We start from the raw sequence: 20,167 nt of genomic DNA, 5'->3' as shown, positions 1-20,167 counted from the left end.
GCATGAGTAGGGTGTTACTGTGTTTCCACTGTGGTCAGTCCGAAATGGTCCGCGTACTCCTTCCACTCAGCATCGGTGGCGATGCGTTTGTTGAATTCCGCATAGTGCATGTTTATTGTCTCTGGAGACTGGTGAGGCAATTTCTCCAATGTCTTGGCCAGATAATAATGGGCAAAGGCATGGAACGGATAGCGTTCGACAATCGTCTGTAGGTAGCTTCGGGCCACCTCGTAATTGCCTTCTCGGTAATTGTTGTTGTTTACGAAATTGACATCCAGGTTCATCAGGTACGCCGTCTTGCCGATAGTCCTGGCATCCACGCCCGGTGCGTTGATCTGGCCGCTGTACACATTGTACGCCGTGAAATCCTTGGAAAGCAGGTAACCCTCTTTTTCGCACATGTCATAGAGATCGCTTCCTTTGAACGGCGTAGCAATGGAAATGAGGCTCCAATCGAACTTGGAATCAAGAATGAGTTGCCTAGTGAGCATCCTGTCTTCGTCCGTTTCTCCGGGCAGGCCGATGACGAAAAAGGTGTGTACCGCCAACCCCTGTTTCTTCAGGGCTTCGACGGCAGGCTTGATCTGCTCAATTTTCAAAGGCTTGCGCATGATGTGTTTAAGGACTCTCGGAGATCCGGACTCAACGGCGATGACCGCAATTTTGCAGCCCGCCTCTTTGAGCAATTTGGCGATGCGGTCGTCAATAAATTTGATGGACAGGCCGTTGGCCATTTCCACTTCGATATCGAGCTTTGCCAGTCCCTCGAGGATATCGATGCTTCGTTGACGGTCAAACAGGAATTGATCGTCATCGATGGACAGTTTGTTGATGCCGTACTTTTCAATCATCGCTTGGACATCGGATAAAAACCGAGGGGCCGACATCTTCCGGATTTTCTTGCCGTGGTTGGCTCCGGAGCAGCAGAAGACGCAGTTGAAGGGACAGCCTCGGGTGGAGTGGATGGGGAGCGTGAGTTTTTGCTCGCCGTCTTTCTCCTTGATCCTGGACCCGTAGAGGGTCAGATCAACGAGTGAGTATTCGATCGGCGGGATATCATCCAGGTCGCGGACAAAGGTCGGGGCGGTCTTCTTGCCCGCTCGGTATCCCTCAGGGGTGATCCAGGAAGGATGTTCCTTGAGCGTTTGGACCATATCGTTGCTCGTCAGCAGCGCTTCGAAGGGGAGTTCGCCTTCGGCGTGGCATATTGCGGCCACCAGCGGGCTGGTGGAAAAAACGTCACCCGGCAGGTTGGTCGCCATGATCCCCCCCGCGGTGATGAGGATATCCTTGTCGAAGGAGTGGATGACATCACAGAACGAGGCTACGTAGGAGAGGCAGGAGTTGTACATGAGGGACAGTCCCACCATGTCGGGGGAGAAGTCCTTCAGGCTCTCCAAAAGGATTTCGTTGGTCCGGCTGTAGTCCGAAACAGTGTTCATGTCTAAGACCTGGCACTCCACGCCTTCGACATTGTGCATGAGGTATGAGGCGATGGAGAGGACCCCGAACGGAATAGTCACGGTGTTAGTGTGCTTGTCGATTTCCTCATTGCTATAGCTCGGTATGACAAAAAGGATTTTCTTGAGCGCGTTTTTCATTCCTGTAGTCCTGTTGCTGCTTGTATGGCTCGGTTTAGGGCCGCTCTGTAGGCTTGGCTACAGCCCCTTTAAAACCACCGGATCAATCGTTTGCCGGAACTTCATTTGGGTGAAACATGAAAAGTAAAAGCTACAATAATTTCTCAAGAAGCCCGTCATTTTACAAACAATATCTGCTGTTGATGATAGAGAACAGTCGACTTATGATGCCGATTTTGAGGCTCAGAAATGAAGGTGCCGTATGATCGCAGCGGAACTGTTCACCATGCGCTCGGGCGTAATCGTTTCGCGCGGGGAGACAACGCTCTACCTGTATCCGTCTATTCATTATACGGCGATTGAACTACACAAGCCGATTGTGAAATCCTTGAGAAAGGATGCCTAATCCAATGATTGCTGAACCTTGAGAAGAAGCTCTTCCCTGTAGGGATCGATGTTGTCGGCCATGCCGTAAGCCAGTTGCATGCAATCCTTGCAAAAGGGCATATCCTTTCTTTCCCCCTTGAGGAACTGTACTCGGTAGGAATTCATCTTTTTCGAATTCCAGATGCTTTTGACCGATTCGGTATTGGCATCTCCAATGATGTACTCCTGCTTCCAGTCCAGGAAGCAGATGCTGGCTAAGCCGTCGGCATTGATCGACAGCGAATAGAAGACATACGGACAGGTATCCACCGCGTCGAGTGGCTGGCCGTAAATACCCGTCTCAAGCGAGGCGTCGACCTTTTCGGTCACGTCGAACTCGGGCCAGCAGGGAGCCACGTGTTCAACGTAAATTTTGTCGGAGATTGGTCCGAAATAATCGAAGAACATCTTCTCCTGTTCCGGCGTGAGTATTTCCTTCACCGTCTTGATAAGAATTTTGCAGTCACCCCGGTTATCGTAGAGCACCGACAGGTTCTCGCGGAATTTCTTGAAATCGACTTTTGTGTGGGTAAAGTTCTTGAACTGTTCGTCGCTCATTCCGTCCAGGGAAATGTTGATCTGGTCGATACCCGCTTCGACGACAGGAATCGCCTTTTGCGGGGTCAACAATGACCCATTGGTCGTTGTGTCGATGGATAAGATTTTTTCGCTTTGTCTGGCGTATGCAACCATTTCAGCCAGATTGGGATTCAGGAACGGCTCTCCATCCTTGTACAACCTCAACACCTTTATCGGGTTAGAGAAGTCTTGAAGGTCATCAATGATCTTCTTGAACGTCCCGAGGTCCAACAATGTGTTCTTTCTGCGTGCGTCCTTGAGGAGCTTTGCATTGCCTGTCGGGCAAAAGTTGCATCGGAAATTACAAGAACTGGACGGATCGAGAAAAAGGACAAAAGGTGTCTCAAGAGGGATGACATTTTGTAGGGGGGTACGATCTTTCTGACTTATGCGCGTTTCCAGTACTACCATAATGCTGTGTCCAGGTGTGTTGAGTTTGCTTCGTCTGGTTACTTGATTCTTCTGAGGTAGCCGTCGGAGCAGGCGGTGATCAGAAGCTTGTTCTCAATTTCCTTCGCGACCTCAAAAGAGTCGGTGGTTTTGAGGTACTCATGAACCGCAGTCTTGGGATTGTTGCCCTTGCCCCAGGGGCGGTCGTTGCAGGTGGGGTTGTTCGGCAAGTCCTCGATTCCAGAATCAAAGACCACGCAATAGCTGCCCACGGAAACCAGGTCGGCATAGGCGTTCAGTTCGCTGAGGACGTGGTCATGCGTGTGGTTCGAATCCAGCACCACCATGATCCTCTCTTTTCCCTGGGCGAACTCCCTGACCTTGTTGGTGACCGGTTCGGCAATCGAGCTGCCTTCGATCAGAGTGATACGGCGGTACATGGGGTGGCGGACAATCACGCCGTAGTTGTGGTCCCGGATGTCAATGTCGATTCCGAGGACATGGCCGTCGATGCCCATCATCTCCATCATGGAGGCGTAAAACACCACGGAGCCTCCCCGGGCAACGCCTGTCTCTATGATCAGATCCGGTTTAACCTCCCAGATCAGTTCCTGCATCGCAACGATGTCTTGTGGCGCCTGGATGATAGGAACTCCCATCCACAGGAAGTTGTGGCAGTAGTTGTATTCAAGGGTCGCCGACAGCCACTGCTGGGACAATTCCTTGCATTTCTTCGATTCACCCAGTTTCTGGATATTATTCTTAACGGATTTCGAAAATTCCTTTAACTCGTTCATACTGTACCTCTATTTATTGATCTAGTAACAATACAACATATAATCGACCAACATGGGGGCATGGAGTCTCATGGAAAAGCGGTAATCCGGTACAATCGAATGAACCCGCTCTATGATGGTGAAGAGGTCGGTCGGATAGTGATAGATCGATAAGGCCATTTTCGGACGATATTGTTGGATCGTATGCGTGGCCCCTTCCAGCAGTTCCAATTCCATTCCCTCTATGTCCGACTTGATGAGTGTCACCGGACGATCTTTGAGAAAGTCGTCAAGGGAATAGATGGGAACGCTTTCCTCGTCATTTGAGGCTTCACCCGCATCTGCCAGGCAGCTTTGAATCAACAGGGCATGCGAAGGAGCAGCTACCTTGCGGTTGGATCCGCCCAAGCCTGCCTGCACAAGGGTGATCGTCTCCGGATTAAGAGCCCATTCCCGGGTCAGGCGTTCCATCCGGATTTCCATCGCCTGGAATTGCCGTTTGCCTGGTTCGAATGCGTATATGTGTTTGAAGGTCCCGAGATTTTCCCAGATGAACCGTTCCACAGAATCCCCGACGAACGCCCCGGCGTCGACGAAGATTTCGTCAAAGGAACCGCTGAATTGGGGCAAGGCAAAGTAGGTGTCCTTCTCCATGGTGTGGAGACACGGCTCATTGGAGCCGGTGAGCAGCGCTTGAAGAAGGGCGTTGAAGACCTCAACGCTCTGCGGGTCCGCCAAGCGGTCGCGAACCGAACTCAGCCGTTCGTAATTCTTCACAACGAAATAGGCATCAAAGGCGATCGTTCGTGGGTGATTGCCGATAACGTTCTTGATTGGTTGAACTGCGTGGCGAGCGGTGATGAAAATGACGGGAGCGTCGTCCATCAACGGTCTCGTCGGGGTGAATATGTCCACCCCCGCCATCTGCGTGCCATGGAGATTAGCGTTGCCGTCTAGGCCATACAGAACTGGGACGCCGGAGTCCCGCAAATAAGAGCAGCACCATTCCCCTATGAATCCGGCTCCATATATGACGACACCGTCCGATACTGCCTGTTCGATTTGATCGACGAGAGGCCGCAGAGTGTCGACCTGAGCGTCTATTGATTGCGAGGAGTATCTATTAGTCATTTCAGAGTCCATAGGTTTGGTCGGTGCCCATCGGTTGCCGCACAACGTTTGTTCGATTGTCCTGATAAAAACAGAAGGCAAAAAGTTTGCCCGGCATGGCACGCTTAGTCAAATCATTCTTGATAAGCCTAGAAAAAACCGGGGCGTATCTCTTCCCATTTACATCCAGCCTCGTCGCAACCTTCATCGGTATGTTTTCCGTTCTTCCGGCACCGCATAGTACACTCCGGAATTCCCGCAGTAGTCGTGTAGGTAGAAATACAACGTGTACCTTTCCAGTTCGAGCAGGAATTCGGGAATGCCCTGCAAGCCGTCGCTGTTGTGGTCGGCAAGGACCATGACCACCGGCCGGTGTTGCTGGATAAATTCTCGACTGCCCTTGAGCACGGAGAGCTCCGCGCCCTCCACATGCAGCTTGAGGAAGGTGGCCGGTACTTCCGGCATGTCGTCCAGGCATGCGGTGGCTACATGCAGGTCACCGTTGTCGGCCAGGGTGGAGGCAAAATCCATGTTGCTGCGAAAGGCCATTGTCCCGGATCGGGCGAAGACAGCCTTGTCCAGGATGGTGATGTCCGGGTGGTCGAACTTGGCTCTGGCGATTTGGCACATGCCGGGGTCCGGCTCGAAGCCGAGCACGCCGCCGAAGGCCTGGCCCGCATAGTCGAGGAACCCCCGGATGGATTGCCCCTCGTGCACGCCGCAGTCTACCAGAAACTCCTTGTCTTTGGGGGCAGGGACGCACGGCGCGCCGAAATATTTCCTGCCCGTCAAGACCGGGTGATGGGGGGCGATGACCTCGCGCCTGGCCACCCGCCACCAGAGAAACTGCTCAAAATGCGCCGCCGACAGGGCGTCATGGGCCAGCGCCTCATGGACCCGGGTCAGCAGTTCCTGGTCGGGAGAGTCGACGAGCCAGCCGTTGGGCATGATCTCAGGGAAGGTGATCTCGCTGTAATCATAGAAATGTCTGACGTCGCGGCACCCTCGTTCAAGCAGGGCGGTGCGGATCGGCTCGTAGGGTATGGTGGCGATGCAGACGACGAAGGTCAGGGATTCCTTGTCCGCATCCGGGATGGCGTCCGGGTGGATGACGGGTATGCCCCGGATGGTCCTGCCGTCTCCATGGGCATCCACGAAGTATTCGGGATGCAGGTCCGTGCGTTCCATGCAGTCCAGGGCCATCTCGCCCATTTTCCCGGCGCCGTAGAGAATTACTCCGGCGGCGGAGACGGGGCGTAGAGGAGGCGGCTCGGGAAGGGGAGTGGCGAGAATCTTCTCAATAATCCTGGATGACTGCATGGCGTATTCTCTTTACCGTCTCACGGCTGCGGCGAGAGTTCCGAAAGGGCTTGCCGGGCCGGGCCGAAGCTGGGCCTGTACTCCAGGACCCGTTGGACCCGGAGTCGGGCGTCGTCGCCCTTGCCCATCTCCCGGAGACTCAGAGCCATGAACCAGTGTACGCGCCAATCGTCGCGGCCAGTCTCGCAGGACTGGGTGAAGAATCGGACCGCGTCCTCATGGTCTCCCTTGCCTTGGGCGATGAGTCCGCGCCAATAATCGAGAACAGGGTCGCCGGGGAAGGTGCGGGCATAGTGGATGACGCTGCCCTTGGTGGGGGTGGTCATCTCGGGCGTACTGCGAGCAATGGCCATGTCGGCGACCATGAGGGCCGCGTCGTCGTGGCTATGGGCGCTGACCGCGAAATCACCGGCCGAGTCGCCCTGGGAACTCAGGAACAGTTCATGCCCCGTCGGTTCAGCCTCGCCCAGGGCCACCGAACACAGGGGAGCTTTCCGTTCATGCTTGGGCTGTCCCATCAACTCGTCGTAGACGGCGTGCAGCTTGCTCACCGTGGATGCGAGGGTGAAATGTTTCAGGGCGTACTGCCTGGCATTGGCCCCCAGCCTGAACCGGACGTCGGGGTTGTTGTAAAGATATTCGATGGCTCGCGTGTATTCCTTGGGGGACTCGACGATGAGACCTGTTTCCTCGTGGTGCACGATGGAGCGTTCGCACCCGTTGGCAAAGACCACCGGCGTCACCCCGGCGCCCATGGCCTCCAGCAGCGCCTGTTCCCCAGTGCCGTAATGGCGAGGGTTGAGCGGGTAGCCGAACACATCCATGGTTTCAAAAACAGAACCGATGTCCTTGACGAATCCGTTAAAGGAAAAACGGGAGGCCACATTTCGCTCAGCCACTTCTTCCAAAAGTTGTTGTTGGGAGTCGCCATCGCCGCAGAGAATGAAATGGATGTCTGGGATATCCGCCCCCGCGCTCATGGAAATGAAATCGGGGTGCATTTTACAGAAATCAAGCGTGCCAATGTATCCCACATTGAAACCGTGGTGTGCCTTGGGGCTGACTCTCGCGACCCGGTCCACGGTTCCGCCCGCAATGAATATAGTCCGGATTTTGTCCCGATTCACTGTCTGTATCAGCGGGTGTTCTTCCGAATATGGGGTGGATAGACAAAAGACATCGGCCAGCTCGATAATATCGCGAGTGAAGACGGCAGGAGGGCTGAACCCGGAAATATGGGAGAAAATCAAAAGTCGGGTTTTCGGAAACGGCACGCTGTGCAGAAATAAGTGGATGAGCGGGTGATTCCACCATTCCAACTGGACGATGTCCGCATCATTCATCTTGTCCGCGATGATGTCGTAGGGGACCTCCGAGTGCGCCGAAATCTCCTTTTCTCTGCACAGGTCTCGGGAGTACTCGCTCAGGCGGTCGAGGCAAAGAATTTCGTGCTCGAACATGCCTGTCGCGTCTGACCTGCGAGCTATGTTGGTGACGACTTGGCCGACTCCGCCGCCGAGGTGAGGGGTTATGTGGAGTATTTTAGTCATGGTACTACCAAGGTGTGCTACACGGATGCCTTAGGGGGCAGCTTCTGTTTAAGACCTTGCATGATCCGTTTGTTCTTGTGGGCAGATCGTACTGTCCACCTGCGAATCGTCGAACTGCATCTGGTACAGCTTCTTGTACAGGGGGCAGGTTTCCAGCAGTTCCGCGTGCTTTCCTTGGGCGATAATCTTGCCGCATTGCATGACCACAATAACGTCGGCGGTCAGGATGGTCGAGAGGCGGTGGGCGATGACGATGGATGTGCGGCCTTGCATGAGGTTGTCCAGGGCTTTCTGGACCACCCGTTCGGATTCGGTGTCCAGCGCGCTGGTGGCCTCGTCCAGGATGAGCAGGGCCGGGTTCTTCATGATCGCCCGGGCGATGGTCAGCCGCTGCTTCTGACCGCCGGAAATTTTGACCCCGCCCTCGCCGACTACGGTGTCGTAGCCATGGGGCATTTCGATGATGAATTCATGAGCAAAGGCCGCGTCTGCGGCGCGCTGCACGTCGTTCATGTCGTAGTCGTCATGGGCATAGGCGATGTTCTCGGCTATGGACACGTTGAACAGGAAGGTGTCCTGTGAGACTAGGCCCAGGTGCGTGCGCAGACTTGCCAGGGTGTAGTCCTCGAGCGGGACGCCGTTCAGTTCCACGACTCCTTCCTGGGCCTGGTAGAAGCGGGGTATCAGGTTGACCAGGGTGGTTTTGCCCGATCCACTGGGCCCGACGATGGCAACGCGTTGTCCGGCTTCGACGATCAGATCGACTCCGTTTACGGCGGGAGCCTGGCAGTCGGGGTAGGTGAAACGGACAGATCGGAATTCGAGCCTGCGCAGATTGCCGTCGAATTCGATCTTGCCTTCATCCTCTACCTGGATGGAGGGCGAGTCGAGGATGTCGAAGACGCGCTCCGCGCCGGCCAGGCCTCCCTGGATTTCGTTGTTGGCGTTGTTCAGTTTTTTTATCGGTTCATAGAGCTGGAGCACGCACAAGGAGAAGGCCGTCAGGTCGCCGGGGGTCATGTCCCCGTTGATGACGCGCATGCCGCCGAACCACAAAACCGAGGCTCCGGCAATGGAGCCGACGAGGTCCATAACTCGCGAAGACCCTTCGTTGTAGAGTATTTTCCGCACGAGGAGACGGGTTAGGCTGCTGTTCTCTTTGGTGAATTTAAAGTCTTCCCGTATCTCATTGGCAAAGGCCTTGATGACCTTGATGCCGGAAAAGCTTTCCTGCAGGACCACGCTGACCCCGGACAGTTCGGCCTGGGTCTTGCGACCATATTTGCGGATTTTTTTCCCGAAGTAGATAAATGGATAGATGGCGGCGGGCATGACCAGCAACGCCCATAAAGACAAGTAGGGGTCTAGGTAGATGGTCGTGCCTATGAGGGCGATCAAAGTAAAAATCTGCCGGATGAACATAAGCACGCTGGGCAGGCAGACGCGAACGGAAGTGACGTCCGCTCCAATGCGGCTCATGAGCATGCCTATTTCGCTTTCTGCGAAATAGGGCATGGGCAGCCGGATGATTTTCTTGAACATCTCGTTTCGGAGATCGCGCAGAACCAGCATGCCGGTGGCTTGCATGGTGTATGCCTGGCCGACCATGAGCAGCCCTCTCAAGAGCCATAATCCGATAAAAAGAAGGATGCACAGCTTGAGCATGTTCATGTCCTTGGCGATCAGGACGTCGTCCATAACATACTTGCCGATCCAGGCCAGGGCTGGAGAGATGGGGCTCAAAAGGACCATGGAAACCACGGCCAGGGCCACCCGTCCCTTGTACGCCCCGAAGTAGCTGATGGAACGCTTGAGAAGATAGCGGTTGGAAAAACTGTGCAGACTGGTTTTGCGAGCCAAAAAAAACTCCCGTCATCCCGCATGGGGATTGATGTTCTCTGATGCCCCCCTCAAATAAGGTGTTGGGCGCGATGAGTAAAGGGTAATGTTGGCGTGCTGGAAAGGGGAGGGCGTGGGCCGGGTTGTTTGGCAGGCCCTTCGGATGGTCCGCCGCTTGGGAAAGGGCTCTCGCGCGGCAAGCGAGAACCCTTTCCCCGCAGCCGGGGGGGGATGGAGGAGGCCCCCTAGCTGCTCTGCGGACAGTAGCGGTTCCAACCCATAAGGCTGGCCGCTCCGGCTATGGTCGTGCCGTAGAACAGCACTGGTTTGCCGGTGAGAAAAAGATCGATGGACGCGTTGGCCAGGGTGGTGCCGGTGACCAGCAGCAGGTCGGCCCAGTCGATGGCGTCGGCCGTGGCCTCGCCGCCCTCCACAAGCACGCCCCGCCGGGTCTGGCCGATGTTATCCGGGTCCAGGTCCACCAGGCGGACATCGGTTTCATTGCTCACGGCCTGGGCCAGGGCGGGCTGGAAACCGATGATGGTCACGCGTCCCTTGCCGTAATAATCGTCTATGTAGCGGAACACGCCCTTGGCGCATTCGGCGGGTCCGGTGTCGCGGCAATGGACCGTGTTGCCGGTCTGGCCCAGGGAGCGGCTCACGGCGTTCATGGTGGAGATGAACACGGCCCGGTGGTAGTTGTCGTCGCGCGGCAGCGCGGCGATCTGGCGCAGGGTGCCGGAGTAGTTGCCGTAGTGGTCGGTGAAGGCCTGGCCGCGCGCGCCGTGGAAATTGGCCTCCATCAGCTTTTCCTTGCCCTTCTGGATGGGGAAGTCGTCGCCTTCGGGCGTGCCTATGGCCTCCTTCACGCTCAGGGGCGCGGCGGTCACGGTGATGGTCTCGTCCAGAAGCCCCTCGTTGGTCCAGAGGTCGAGGGCTCGTTCGCATACGGATTCAAAAACGGTTTTCATTGCCTCTCCTAGACAGCGGACAGTTTTTTCAGCGCGATGAAGATGGTCAGCGAGAACAGGCCGATGATCACTGCCAGGACCATGGCCCGGTCGAATTCGCCGCTGAAGACCGCGTTGTAGATTTCCAGTGACAGGGTGTTGGTCTTGCCGATGATGTTGCCGCCGAGCATGAGGGTTACCCCGACCTCGCCCAGGGAGCGGCCCAGGGCCAGGAACCAGCCGGCGGTCACGTTGCGTCTGATGTTGGGCAGCAGGACCAGCCAGAAGGTCTGCCAGTCGCTCTTGCCCAGAACCTGGGATATCTCCCCCAGCCGCCGGACGTCGCCCTTGAGCGCCGCCTCCACCGGTTTGACCATGAGCGGCAGGCCGGACACGAATGAGGCCAGGACGACTCCGGGGAAGTTGAAGACGATGTCCAGGGGCGCGAACCTGCCGAGCCATCCGGCCCTGCCCAGGAGCATGAGCAGGATGAATCCGGTGGCGATGGGCGGAAAGACCAGTGGCAGGGTGACGAAGAAATCCACCGCCGAGCGCACCGGTCCCTTGCCCGAGGTCAGGTAGTAGGCGATGAGCACGCCGCCGATCAGGTGTAGAACGCCGGACACGGCCAACGCCTTCAGGGTGAGTCGGAGTGGGTTTATGGTCTCCGGCTGGATCAGGATGCCGACAAAGTCCATGTGCTACAGGCCGTTGGCCCTGACGATGACCTGGGCCTCGTCGGTCTTGACGAAGTCGATGAACGACTGCGCCTTGTCCTTGTTGGCGGAACTCTCGAGCACAGCCGCGATGATGCTGATGGGCGAGTAGTCCTTGTCGTCCAGGACCTCGTAACCGCCCAGCTTGTCCTTGACGTTCAGGGCGTGGGTCAGGTTGATGAAGCCCATGTCCACCTCGCCGGTGGCCAGGTAGGAGAAGACCTGGGGCACGGTGGCCACTTCCACCAGCCGGGGTTTGATGCCCGGCAGCCTGCCGGTCGTGGTCAGGTATTCGCGGGCCGCCTTGCCGTAGATGGCCTTGCTCGAGTCCGGCATGGCGATGCGTCCGGCTTCGGGGTTGTCCAGGTCGGCCACTTTGGAGAATTGGGATCCCTTGGCGAATGCCAGGACCAGCTTGCCCCGGCCCAGCTCGGTCTTTTCGGTAACGGCCAGGGCCGCGCGCTTGAGCAGGAACTGCTGGTCGCCCAGGACGATGTCCACCTTGCCGCTCTCCTTGGCCAGGGTAGTCACGCGGCCCATGTTCCCGTAGATCAGGTCCAGGGTCTGGCCGGTCTTTTTCTGGTAGGCGGCGTTCAGGGCGTTGACCATCTTTTTGTATCCGGCGCCGGCGGCCAGGACCACGTCGCCGTCGGCCCAGGCGCTCACGGGGAGGGCGAGGATCAGACTGAGCATGAGAGTGCAGATTCGCATGAAACGCATTGGGGAATCTCCTTTTGTCTCTGCGCCGGGGCGCGGATAAGTGTGCGCTTTTCGAACGGGTTGTGTCCCGTCATTAAATCCCCTATGTTCTGTGCTCTTATGTCGCAACCAAGTCACGCGAATGGATAAAAACGTGATAACCCGTCAGGTGAGCCGTTCATGCAAGAGAACAAGCCTTCGGGCAAGATGTGTCCCCGGGAGTTTTTCAGCGTCTCGGATCAGGTGAGCTACCTTGAGCCGTCACAGATGTGCGCCCTGGAAGAGGCCTTCCGCGCGTGGAGGGATTCGGCCAGACGCGTGGACAGCGTCCGGGCCCGGACCCGTCTGTGGCTGCTTTTTCAGCTTGTCCGCCACACCGGGGCGCGGCTGGGCGAAATCCTCTCTCTGGACGACACCGATGCGTTCGACGGGGAGGGCCCGTTCGTGCGCCTGGGCCGGGAGGACCGCACCCGCGAGGTCCCGCTGCCCGAGGAGTTCTACTCCGAGCTGGCCGCCTTCCTGGAAAGCCCCATGGGCTACGGCCTGCGCGGTGAGCTCTTCCAGGTGGACCCCGGTTATTTCCGGCGCATCTGCTACGAGCGCGGCAAGGAGTGCGGCCTGGCCAAGGAGCTGGTCTGTCCCAAGTCCCTGCGCAACACCCGGGCCGTGGAGATGCTCCGCAGCGGGGTGCCCATCACCATAGTCAAGGAGGTCCTGGGCCAGTCGTCCCTGGACCTGACCGCCAACTTCCAGCAGTTTTCGCCGGGCGACGTGCAGTCCATCGTGCGCACCGCCTATGAGGCCATGCGCAAGCGCACCTCGGCTCGAAACTCCTTTTTGGGACATGTCATCCGCGTGGACACGGACCCGGTCATGGCCCAGGTGGTCCTGGAGACCCGCTCGAACATAAAGATCAGTGCGGTCATCACCATGGACTCCCTGCGCAACCTCAAGATCCAGGTGGGCAGCCCGGTGGTGGCCACGGTCAAGGCCCCGCTGGTGAACGTCCTGCGCCGGGCCGAACGCATCTCCGGCAGCGCCCGCAACCGGCTGGAGGCCGAAATCCTCCGGGTCACCGAAACCCCGGTCCTGGCCGAAGTCCTGGGCCGCCTCCCGGACGGCACCGACGTCTGCGCCCTCATCTCCGCCCACAGCGCCCAGGACCTGGCCCTCAAACCCGGCGACCAGGTCGAGTTCTGGTTCAAGGCCATGTCCGTGGTGTTGAATACGGTGCAGTTGTAGAAGGACGATAACCTCCGGAAAAAGCAATCGGCTCGCGCCGCAAGGCCGCGAGCCGATTTCCCTCACCTGGAATGGGTTATGCGCTTATGATGGATATATTGCCCATCACTGCGGGCGGTGTGAACGGGTTGTCCAGAAAAACTTGGTAGCCGGGATCGTGCATCGGAGGCGGAAACATAAATGAGCCCTTCGTCAATAGAGAGTCTCCCAACCAGTTGAGCGCGTTCTGCGTTGCAATCCTCATTACCAGAACAACGCAATCACTATAGTCCGGTCCGGTCCCTTCCGTTAGGTTGCCTCGCATGGCCAGGAGTCCGTGCTGAGAGTGAGGCCTTAAATAGTTTGACGGAGCGGCAACTCGTAAGTCCGCGAGCAGCATTCTCTTGTTGGTTGTGTGGATGCCATTGGTGATTATTTTGTCCTTAGTCCCAAACTGCATCATGTAAATATAACAATATTCTTTTTTTGACTTTTCATAGTGCGTATATCTGCCCTCTTTTATACTGCTGGCAGAATGCGTGGCGAACCACAGGGCGCTCCAAATATTGTCAACAAGGTCGATCCATGGTGTTGCCAATCCATAATGTTGAAGGAGTGGTTCGAATGCTTCTTTTGGTGTTCCTCTGAGAAACGAGGATATGCATTCTTCGGATTTTATAAAATCTCTTGATTGTTTTACTCTTGCAGTGCATCCACTGGAAGTATCGACATTTCTGAAGAGCGTAGGCCGCATTTGATCATAATTTGATCCTTGGCCTCTGAATAACACCGGCCCGTCTTTTGATAATTTATATTTTGCATATCCCGCCATTTGGCAGAGTGCGAATGGAGTCTCTATGTTGAAAATCTCATTTTCCGCATCCCAATGGCTGATTTTATCCATTGCGATGAGATTGCCGCTTAATGCTAGATTTTGACTTCTCATTTCCCCCTCCGTTTGCGGCACCGTATGAAATTTTTATAAAAAAAAGCAAGCTGCAACTCGGCAACTTGCTTAAAAAATGGTACCCGAGGTGGGAATCGAACCCACACAGACAAATGTCCGAGGGATTTTAAGTCCCTTGCGTCTACCAGTTCCGCCACCCGGGCTTGGGGTGTGTTTCAGTATCGTGCAATCCGGCGGGGAGTCAATGGTTTTGGCCGGTTGGCGGTGGGACGGGATGTGCAAAAATGCGGCTCGCTTTATTCTTCCCGTGGATTGGGCTAATCTTTTCGGCACCCGTCGGGTTTCGGCGGGCGGGATACCCGGCTGATAGCGGGCCGGGGTTTCGGCTTCAATCCGCGAACAAGGCGAATCATGGCGTTGAACGATAATAAAATGGGTTTGTGGGGAGCCGTCTCCATCGGGGTGGGCGGCATGGTCGGGGGCGGCATCTTCGCCGTGTTGGGGCTGAGCGTGCAGCTGGCCGGGGGCGGTACGCCCGTGGCCTTTGCCGTGGCCGGGGTGGTGGCGCTGATCACCGCCGCGTCCTATGCGCGGCTGTCCGTGCGCTACGCCGGGCCGGGCGGGACCGTGGTCTTTCTGGACCGGATTTTCGGCAACTCCATGCACGTGGGCGCGCTCAACGTGCTGCTGTGGTTTTCCTACGTGGTCATGCTCGCCCTGTACGCCCACGCCTTCGGTTCCTACGGCGCGGTCTTCTTTTCGGGAGGCGGCTGGTTCACGCTCCACGGGCTCATCTCCCTGGCCATCATTGCGCCCGCCGTGCTCAACCTGGCCAGCGCCAAGGTGGTGGGCAAGGCCGAGACCTATGTTGTGGTCGTCAAGATCGCCATTCTGCTCTTTTTCCTGGCCGTGGGATTCAAGGGCGTGGAGCCCGCGCGGCTGGCCACGGACACCTGGGTGCCGCTGCTCCCGCTGGTGGCCGGGGGCATGATCATCTTCGTGGCCTACGAGGGGTTCGAGCTCATCGCCAACACCGGGGCGGACATCCGCAAGCCCGAGCGCAACCTGCCGCTGGCCTTCTACATCTCGGTCGGGTTCGTGGTCCTGCTCTACGTGGCCATCGCGGTCGTGGTGGTGGGCAACCTGCCGCTTGCCGCCATCGCCGACGCCCGCGACTACGCCCTGGCCGAGGCGGCCAAGCCGTTTCTGGGCCAGGCCGGGTTCACGCTCATCGCCGTGGCCGCGCTCCTGTCCACCTTTTCGGCCATCAACGCCACGCTCTATGGTTCCTCGCGGCTGTGCTACACCATCGCCAAGGAAGGGGAGTTGCCCGTCCAGCTGGAGCGGCAGATGTGGGGCGCGCCCGCCGAGGGGCTGGTGGTCACCGCCGTGCTCGCCCTGATCCTGGCCAACGTGGCCGATCTCTCGGCCATCTCCACCCTGGGCAGCGCAGGATTTTTATCCGTATTCGCCGTGGTCAACGCGGCCAATTTCAAGGATGAGGCGGATTGGGGCGCGGGGCGCGTCCTGTCGGCCCTGGGCGTGCTGACCTGCGCGGCGGCCTTTGTCGCCATGGTCTGGCAGAGCGTGAGCGACAACCCGGCCACGGCCTGGGTGCTGGCCGCGCTCTTCGGCGGGGCGGGCGTCCTGGAGGTGGCCTACCGGACCATCGGCACCAAGGGGCCGCGCAAGCGCCGCCGCCAGGCCAGGGTTACGCGCACGCTTTGAGGTAGTTCCGGTACAGCCTCGGGCTGACCCGCGAATACTGGTCGAAGTCTGAGATCAGCTCCAGGCCCGGGACCATGGCCCGGACCACCGGAATGTTCAGGTCCCGACGGGTCAGGTCCACGTAGGCGGGCCGGTAGCCGTTGGCCTCAAGCGTTCTTTCCAGCACCATCACGTCGCCCTCGGCGCTGCCCGTGGACAGGTCGGGCAGATCCTCGAGCCTGCGCACCGGCAACCCTTCCGGGGCCGGGCCGCTCTTGGGGCCGGGGTAGGGATAGGCCGTCTCGGTCATGGCCGAGATCAGCGCGGACGGGCCGCTCAGGGAACAGCCGCCGCCCTTGTTCACGTCGCCGTGCCTGCCGAGCACCACGGACTTATAGCACGGCACGCCCAACTCGGTGGTCATGTCCATGAACCAGACGTCGATGCCGTCCTCGCGGTATTTTTCGAGCAGCCCGGCGATCTCGGGATCACTGCTCTCCACGCGGAAGCATTTATCAAGGGTGAAAAGCTGCGTCGCGTCCGAGTCCCGCTCGATAACCTCGGTCAGGGCGGCCGCCTTGGCCTCGAACAGGGTGTTGCCCGAGGCCAGGCCCGTGGAGCCCAGCGCGCTGAACAGGGACGGTTCGTCCAGGTTGCAGAACAGGAACACGAACTGGGCCGGGACCAGGATCGCCCGGCCGTCCGGGGTATGGCCCTCCAGCCAGTTGAGCTTCTGGCCCGCGTAGGGGACTTCGAGACGGATGTCCGCCGGGTTCACCGCCGGGACGTCCAGTTCGTCGTATGCCGCAAAGGTCAGCGGGTACTCGCGCGCGTAGCCGAGCACGCCCTTGGGGCCGAAGCTGGCGTAGGACGAAAAGCGCTCGGCCAGCTCCATGGCGTAGGATGCCTCGGCCCGTTCCATGGTCAGCCCACGGCCGTAGCAGGTCTGCAACCCCTGCAGGGAGTTGGACAGGTTCCCGTTGACCGTGCGCGTCTTCACGGACCAGTGGCGCAGCCGGGCGCAGGGCGACAGCGAAGCCTTGTGCTCCATGGCCGGGCCCATGAAGGCGTCGGCCTTGTCCAGGACGGGCAGGGCGGTGTCTATGGTCTCCCTGAGGGGCCTGCGGGGCAGGGGCGGGGGCAGTTCGCCGTCGAGCTCGGCACGCACGCTTGCTGCGCCGACCGGCTCGGGTGCGGCCAGCTCCCCGTCGCCGAAGAGCGGTTCGGGCGCGTCCGCCGGTGCGGGCAGGGGGGCCATGGCAAAGATGTTGCGGCCGAAGATGCGTGTCCACTCATGGTGCAGGGGCTGGTCCGCAAGCAGGTGCGAGCGGATGTGGATGGCCGGGGTGAAGTCCAGGAGGTCCTCGGGATCAAGGCCGTCGAACAGGGGCAGGAGCCGGTTCAGCCGCTGGTGGCAGATGCACGCCTCGTACATGACCGCAGTGCCCACGGGGTCGGACTTGCCTTGGTCGCGCATGGCCTCGGTGATCATCTTCTCCAGCTTGCGCGGGCGGAACTCCTTGAATCCCTGGAGCACGAACTCGTGCATGTGGTCGTCCATGGGGTGCGCGCGGAGGTGGTCCATCATCTCGTTGTGGCTCAGGTTCACGTCCGGCAGGGCGGCGAACATGCCCACCCCGAAATCCGTATCCATCATCTGCAATTTGTAGCGCATTGTCGTCCTTTGGTTTCCCTCTTCGATTCCGCCTTCATTTTCCGGCCATAACCCCGTAAAAGGGGGGAGGCCGAGATCCGGCGTTACGCTATGGCATTCCCCGCCCGAGCACAAGACCCGGCCCCGCCGCACACGCCCGGAGGACGCTTCGCATGGTACGAAACGGGAAGAAATCGCCCCTGTCCTGGCCGATGATCATCAAGTTCGCGGTGGTCCTGGGACTGCTCGGCCTGCTCTCCCTGGCCCTGGAGCACTGGGGGGAGCGGTACATGTCCCGCGTCACCGAGTTCGTGGCCGACCAGGGCGAGCTGGCCCCGCTGGTCTTCATCGCGGTCAACGCGCTGCTGACCATGTTTTTGGTGCCGCAGGTGCTCTTCACCGTGGCGGCCGGGGTGCTCTTCGGCTGGAAATTCGGGGCGGTCTACGCCTCGGCGGGCATGACCCTCGGCGCGACCATGGCCTTTCTGTTGGCCCGCTACGGCGTGCGCGAACGGCTGCGCGCCCGGTTCGCGGACCATGCCGTGTACCGGCGCATGCTCTCCTTGAGCCGCGTCCACCCGCTGCATCTCATCTCCCTGAGCCGGATCATTCCGGTCCTGCCCTTTCCGGTGACCAGCTATCTGCTCGGCATCACCGAGGTCCGCTGCCTGCCGTACGCGCTGCTCTCCTGGCTGGCCATGCTGCCCGAGACCTTTTTTCTGGCCTCGGGCGGGCATCTGCTCTCGTCGGGCGTGCGCGGCCACGTTTCCGTGGGCGCGGCCGTGGCTTTGGGCGTGGCCGGAGTGGCGGTGGCCTATACAGTTCACCGGATGAAGAAGACGTTCCTCAAGGACGAGGCCGACGAAGAAGCCGAATGTGAAGGGGAGGGAAAGCCGCCTAGAAAGCCGCCTAGGGCGTGACCCCGCGCGCCAGCGCCTCCGCCATGGGGACCAGGGCGCGGACCATGGCCTCCACCCCGGCCTCGTTGGGGTGCATTCCGTCCAGCAGGGTCAGGGAAGGGTCGCCCTGGTACGGGGCGAGGAGATCCGGGAACAGGGGAACTCCATACCGCTCGGCCAGGGCCGGGAAGATCGCCTCGAAGCGCGCCCGGTAGGCCGGGTCCGGGGTGAGCCCGGCGTTGACGCCCACCAGCAGGACCGGGATGTCCCGGTCGCGGAACGCCTCGATCAGGGCGGACAGCCTCGCCGCCACCTCGTCCACCGGGTCTTCCAGGAAACAGTCGTTGGCCCCGAAGGCCAGGACCACGCGGTCGGGCTCGGCTTCGAGGACGTCGTCCAACCGGTCCAGGCCGTCCTCGGAGGTGTCGCCGGAAACGCCGAAGTTGAGGCAGTGGGCGTGGACGCCCCGTTCATACAGTTCGCGCTGCAGGATGGCGGGAAGGGCTTCCTGCCGGGCCAAGCCGTAGCCCTCGGTAAGACTGTCGCCGAAGCAGGCGATACGCAGGGGTTCGGACATGATGCTAGCCGTTGATCCAGAGCTTGACCCGGGCGGATTCCTCGGCCCAGTCCTTGCTCATGCGCAGGTTGAGGAATTGGGTGAAGACCACGTCGAACATCTCCAGGCATCGATCCACCAGGAATATCTTTTCCAGGAACTTGGCGTCCGGGTCGTCGCCCTCGTCGTCCTTGGTGTTGATCTTCGGGGTCTTCAGGCCGGACAGGCCGAAGTCCGCGGCGCTGACCGTGACCAGCCATTCATCCTGGTCCATGGAGAACATCAGCTGGGCCTTGTGGACCTTCTTGCCGGTGCGCAGGCCCGCCCTGGCTTCGGACATCTCGCCCGCCGGGCTGGACACCGTGGCCGTGGCCTTGGTCTCGCCCTCGCCGCCCTGGACGGACAGCTTCTGCTCCATATGCAGGGTGAAAGTCCGGTTGTCCTCGAGCTTGAAGAGCACGGCGTCCTCGTCGGTCTTGTACCAGAGCCAGGTCAGGAAATCCTGGCCGAGCAGGGTGTTTTCGCGTTCTACGAGTGAAAGATCCATGGTCTGCTCCTAGACGAAGATGGTCGGGTCGAGGTTTTCCAGCCTGGGCGCGGCTTCTTCGCCGAGAATGTCCATGGCCATGAAGAACGGGGTCAGCGGTTCCAGGTGGAGGTCGAAGGTCAGGGCGAAGTGGTCCTCGAACAGGGCGCGGACCTTGGCGTTGGTGGTGTCCAGGTAGATCCGGTTGGTCGAGGCGTTCCAGACGATGTCGAAGACCGCCGGGATGGGCAGGGTGCGGGCGCGCAGCCTGAGCGTGACCTGCTCCTTGATCTCGCGCTTGCGGTCGCGGGATACGAAATTCTTGCCCTGCTCCTTGTTGTGCTCCAGCTCCTTGTTCACCGCGATGGTGTTGTGCTTCTTGAGCACGGAGGGCGGGATGCGCCGGGTGTCCAGGCGCAGGGAGAAGACGAAGTAGTCGGCCTTTTCCGGCGGGGACACGACCCAGTTGGTGTCCAGCATGTCGTCGAAGTTGGTCCAGCCGAAGGAGCGCTCGTCGGCCGTGCCGTCGATGTCCACCATGCAGAATTGTTTCAGTTTCTCAGGCACCTGTTGAAGCAGTTCCTTGGGAACCTCTTCGATGATGCGGTATCGTGTCAGCCCGAGGCTGGAGGAGAGTAGGCTCAATTCGAGTCTCCTTGAATGTTCGAGTTCCGGGACCCCATGAGGTAAAACCTCTTGGCCTCCGTGTAAAGCGGATTCAGCGGTCCGTCCCGCGCTTCCGGGTTCCGCACGACCTTGTTT

Annotated in this window: 18 protein-coding genes and 1 tRNA gene; 3 read left to right on the top strand and 16 right to left on the bottom strand. The window is 59.1% G+C overall.

Translation table 11 applies throughout. The features are described 5' to 3' along the window. Positions 1-14: 14 nt before the first annotated feature. The 10 genes from ACR42D_RS11190 to modA all read right to left on the bottom strand — a co-directional run bounded on the left by ACR42D_RS11190 (position 15) and on the right by modA (position 11,956). Positions 15-1,601 carry a radical SAM protein gene (locus ACR42D_RS11190; protein WP_484566886.1) on the bottom strand — a complete coding sequence of 529 codons (1,587 nt, stop codon included), beginning with the start codon at positions 1,599-1,601 and terminating at the stop codon, positions 15-17. Between the two features lie 381 nt (positions 1,602-1,982). Then, positions 1,983-2,996, bottom strand: coding sequence for a radical SAM/SPASM domain-containing protein (locus tag ACR42D_RS11185; RefSeq protein WP_484566885.1), 1,014 nt, complete (start codon positions 2,994-2,996; stop codon positions 1,983-1,985). 38 nt (positions 2,997-3,034) lie between these two features. Next, positions 3,035-3,772, bottom strand: coding sequence for a cephalosporin hydroxylase family protein (locus ACR42D_RS11180; protein ID WP_484566884.1), 738 nt, complete (start codon positions 3,770-3,772; stop codon positions 3,035-3,037). 21 nt (positions 3,773-3,793) lie between these two features. Further along, positions 3,794-4,636: an FkbM family methyltransferase gene (locus ACR42D_RS11175; RefSeq protein WP_484566883.1), complete on the bottom strand. Its 843-nt coding sequence runs from the start codon at positions 4,634-4,636 to the stop codon at positions 3,794-3,796. Positions 4,637-5,065: 429 nt separating this feature from the next. Next, positions 5,066-6,181, bottom strand: coding sequence for an FkbM family methyltransferase (locus tag ACR42D_RS11170; RefSeq protein ID WP_484566882.1), 1,116 nt, complete (start codon positions 6,179-6,181; stop codon positions 5,066-5,068). Between the two features lie 20 nt (positions 6,182-6,201). Further along, positions 6,202-7,641, bottom strand: coding sequence for a glycosyltransferase (locus ACR42D_RS11165; RefSeq protein ID WP_484566881.1), 1,440 nt, complete (start codon positions 7,639-7,641; stop codon positions 6,202-6,204). Positions 7,642-7,779: 138 nt separating this feature from the next. Further along, the gene (locus tag ACR42D_RS11160) at positions 7,780-9,591 is read right to left on the bottom strand and encodes an ABC transporter ATP-binding protein (protein ID WP_484566880.1); all 1,812 of its coding nucleotides are present in this window, start codon (positions 9,589-9,591) and stop codon (positions 7,780-7,782) included. A gap of 224 nt (positions 9,592-9,815) precedes the next feature. Beyond that, positions 9,816-10,541, bottom strand: coding sequence for a Rossmann-like domain-containing protein (locus tag ACR42D_RS11155; RefSeq protein ID WP_484566879.1), 726 nt, complete (start codon positions 10,539-10,541; stop codon positions 9,816-9,818). Between the two features lie 8 nt (positions 10,542-10,549). Then, complete coding sequence (locus ACR42D_RS11150; RefSeq protein ID WP_484566878.1) at positions 10,550-11,218, bottom strand: molybdate ABC transporter permease subunit; 669 nt, start codon at positions 11,216-11,218, stop codon at positions 10,550-10,552. Between the two features lie 3 nt (positions 11,219-11,221). Then, a complete protein-coding gene (gene modA / locus ACR42D_RS11145) occupies positions 11,222-11,956 on the bottom strand; it encodes a molybdate ABC transporter substrate-binding protein (protein ID WP_484566877.1) in 735 nt (244 codons plus the stop codon). 159 nt (positions 11,957-12,115) lie between these two features. Here modA and ACR42D_RS11140 point away from each other — a divergent pair, with 159 nt between their 5' ends. Further along, a complete protein-coding gene (locus ACR42D_RS11140) occupies positions 12,116-13,177 on the top strand; it encodes a TOBE domain-containing protein (protein ID WP_484566876.1) in 1,062 nt (353 codons plus the stop codon). Between the two features lie 76 nt (positions 13,178-13,253). Here the strand turns inward: ACR42D_RS11140 and ACR42D_RS11135 are convergent, their stop codons facing one another. Both ACR42D_RS11135 and ACR42D_RS11130 read right to left on the bottom strand, forming a co-directional pair. Next, a complete protein-coding gene (locus ACR42D_RS11135; RefSeq protein WP_484566875.1) occupies positions 13,254-14,102 on the bottom strand; it encodes an FRG domain-containing protein in 849 nt (282 codons plus the stop codon). 77 nt (positions 14,103-14,179) lie between these two features. Continuing rightward, positions 14,180-14,266: transfer RNA gene (locus ACR42D_RS11130), tRNA-Leu, on the bottom strand. A 229-nt stretch (positions 14,267-14,495) separates the two neighbouring features. On the opposite strand from ACR42D_RS11130, the gene ACR42D_RS11125 reads away from it, so the two are divergent. Next, positions 14,496-15,791, top strand: a complete 1,296-nt coding sequence (locus tag ACR42D_RS11125; RefSeq protein WP_484566874.1) for an APC family permease — start codon at positions 14,496-14,498, stop codon at positions 15,789-15,791. Here ACR42D_RS11125 and ACR42D_RS11120 read toward each other — a convergent pair. Further along, positions 15,775-17,445: a YcaO-like family protein gene (locus ACR42D_RS11120; protein ID WP_484566873.1), complete on the bottom strand. Its 1,671-nt coding sequence runs from the start codon at positions 17,443-17,445 to the stop codon at positions 15,775-15,777. The two genes, ACR42D_RS11125 and ACR42D_RS11120, sit on opposite strands and share 17 nt — an antisense overlap. Before the next feature lie 152 nt (positions 17,446-17,597). Here ACR42D_RS11120 and ACR42D_RS11115 point away from each other — a divergent pair, with 152 nt between their 5' ends. Next, positions 17,598-18,344, top strand: a complete 747-nt coding sequence (locus ACR42D_RS11115; RefSeq protein WP_484566872.1) for a TVP38/TMEM64 family protein — start codon at positions 17,598-17,600, stop codon at positions 18,342-18,344. Here the strand turns inward: ACR42D_RS11115 and ACR42D_RS11110 are convergent. Genes ACR42D_RS11110 through rdgC form a run of 3 tightly spaced genes read right to left on the bottom strand, consistent with a single transcriptional unit; the run spans position 18,334 to position 20,050 of the window. Next, positions 18,334-18,900 carry a GDSL-type esterase/lipase family protein gene (locus ACR42D_RS11110; RefSeq protein ID WP_484566871.1) on the bottom strand — a complete coding sequence of 189 codons (567 nt, stop codon included), beginning with the start codon at positions 18,898-18,900 and terminating at the stop codon, positions 18,334-18,336. The two genes, ACR42D_RS11115 and ACR42D_RS11110, sit on opposite strands and share 11 nt — an antisense overlap. A 4-nt stretch (positions 18,901-18,904) precedes the next feature. After that, the gene (locus ACR42D_RS11105) at positions 18,905-19,426 is read right to left on the bottom strand and encodes a hypothetical protein (RefSeq protein ID WP_484566870.1); all 522 of its coding nucleotides are present in this window, start codon (positions 19,424-19,426) and stop codon (positions 18,905-18,907) included. Between the two features lie 9 nt (positions 19,427-19,435). After that, the gene (gene rdgC / locus ACR42D_RS11100; RefSeq protein WP_484566869.1) at positions 19,436-20,050 is read right to left on the bottom strand and encodes a recombination-associated protein RdgC; all 615 of its coding nucleotides are present in this window, start codon (positions 20,048-20,050) and stop codon (positions 19,436-19,438) included. Positions 20,051-20,167: the final 117 nt, after the last annotated feature.

Source organism: Pseudodesulfovibrio sp. lm2024 (genome assembly GCF_051175575.1).
GTDB classification, from domain to species: domain Bacteria; phylum Desulfobacterota; class Desulfovibrionia; order Desulfovibrionales; family Desulfovibrionaceae; genus Pseudodesulfovibrio; species Pseudodesulfovibrio caledoniensis.
This window is presented reverse-complemented; position numbering and strand designations above follow the sequence as displayed.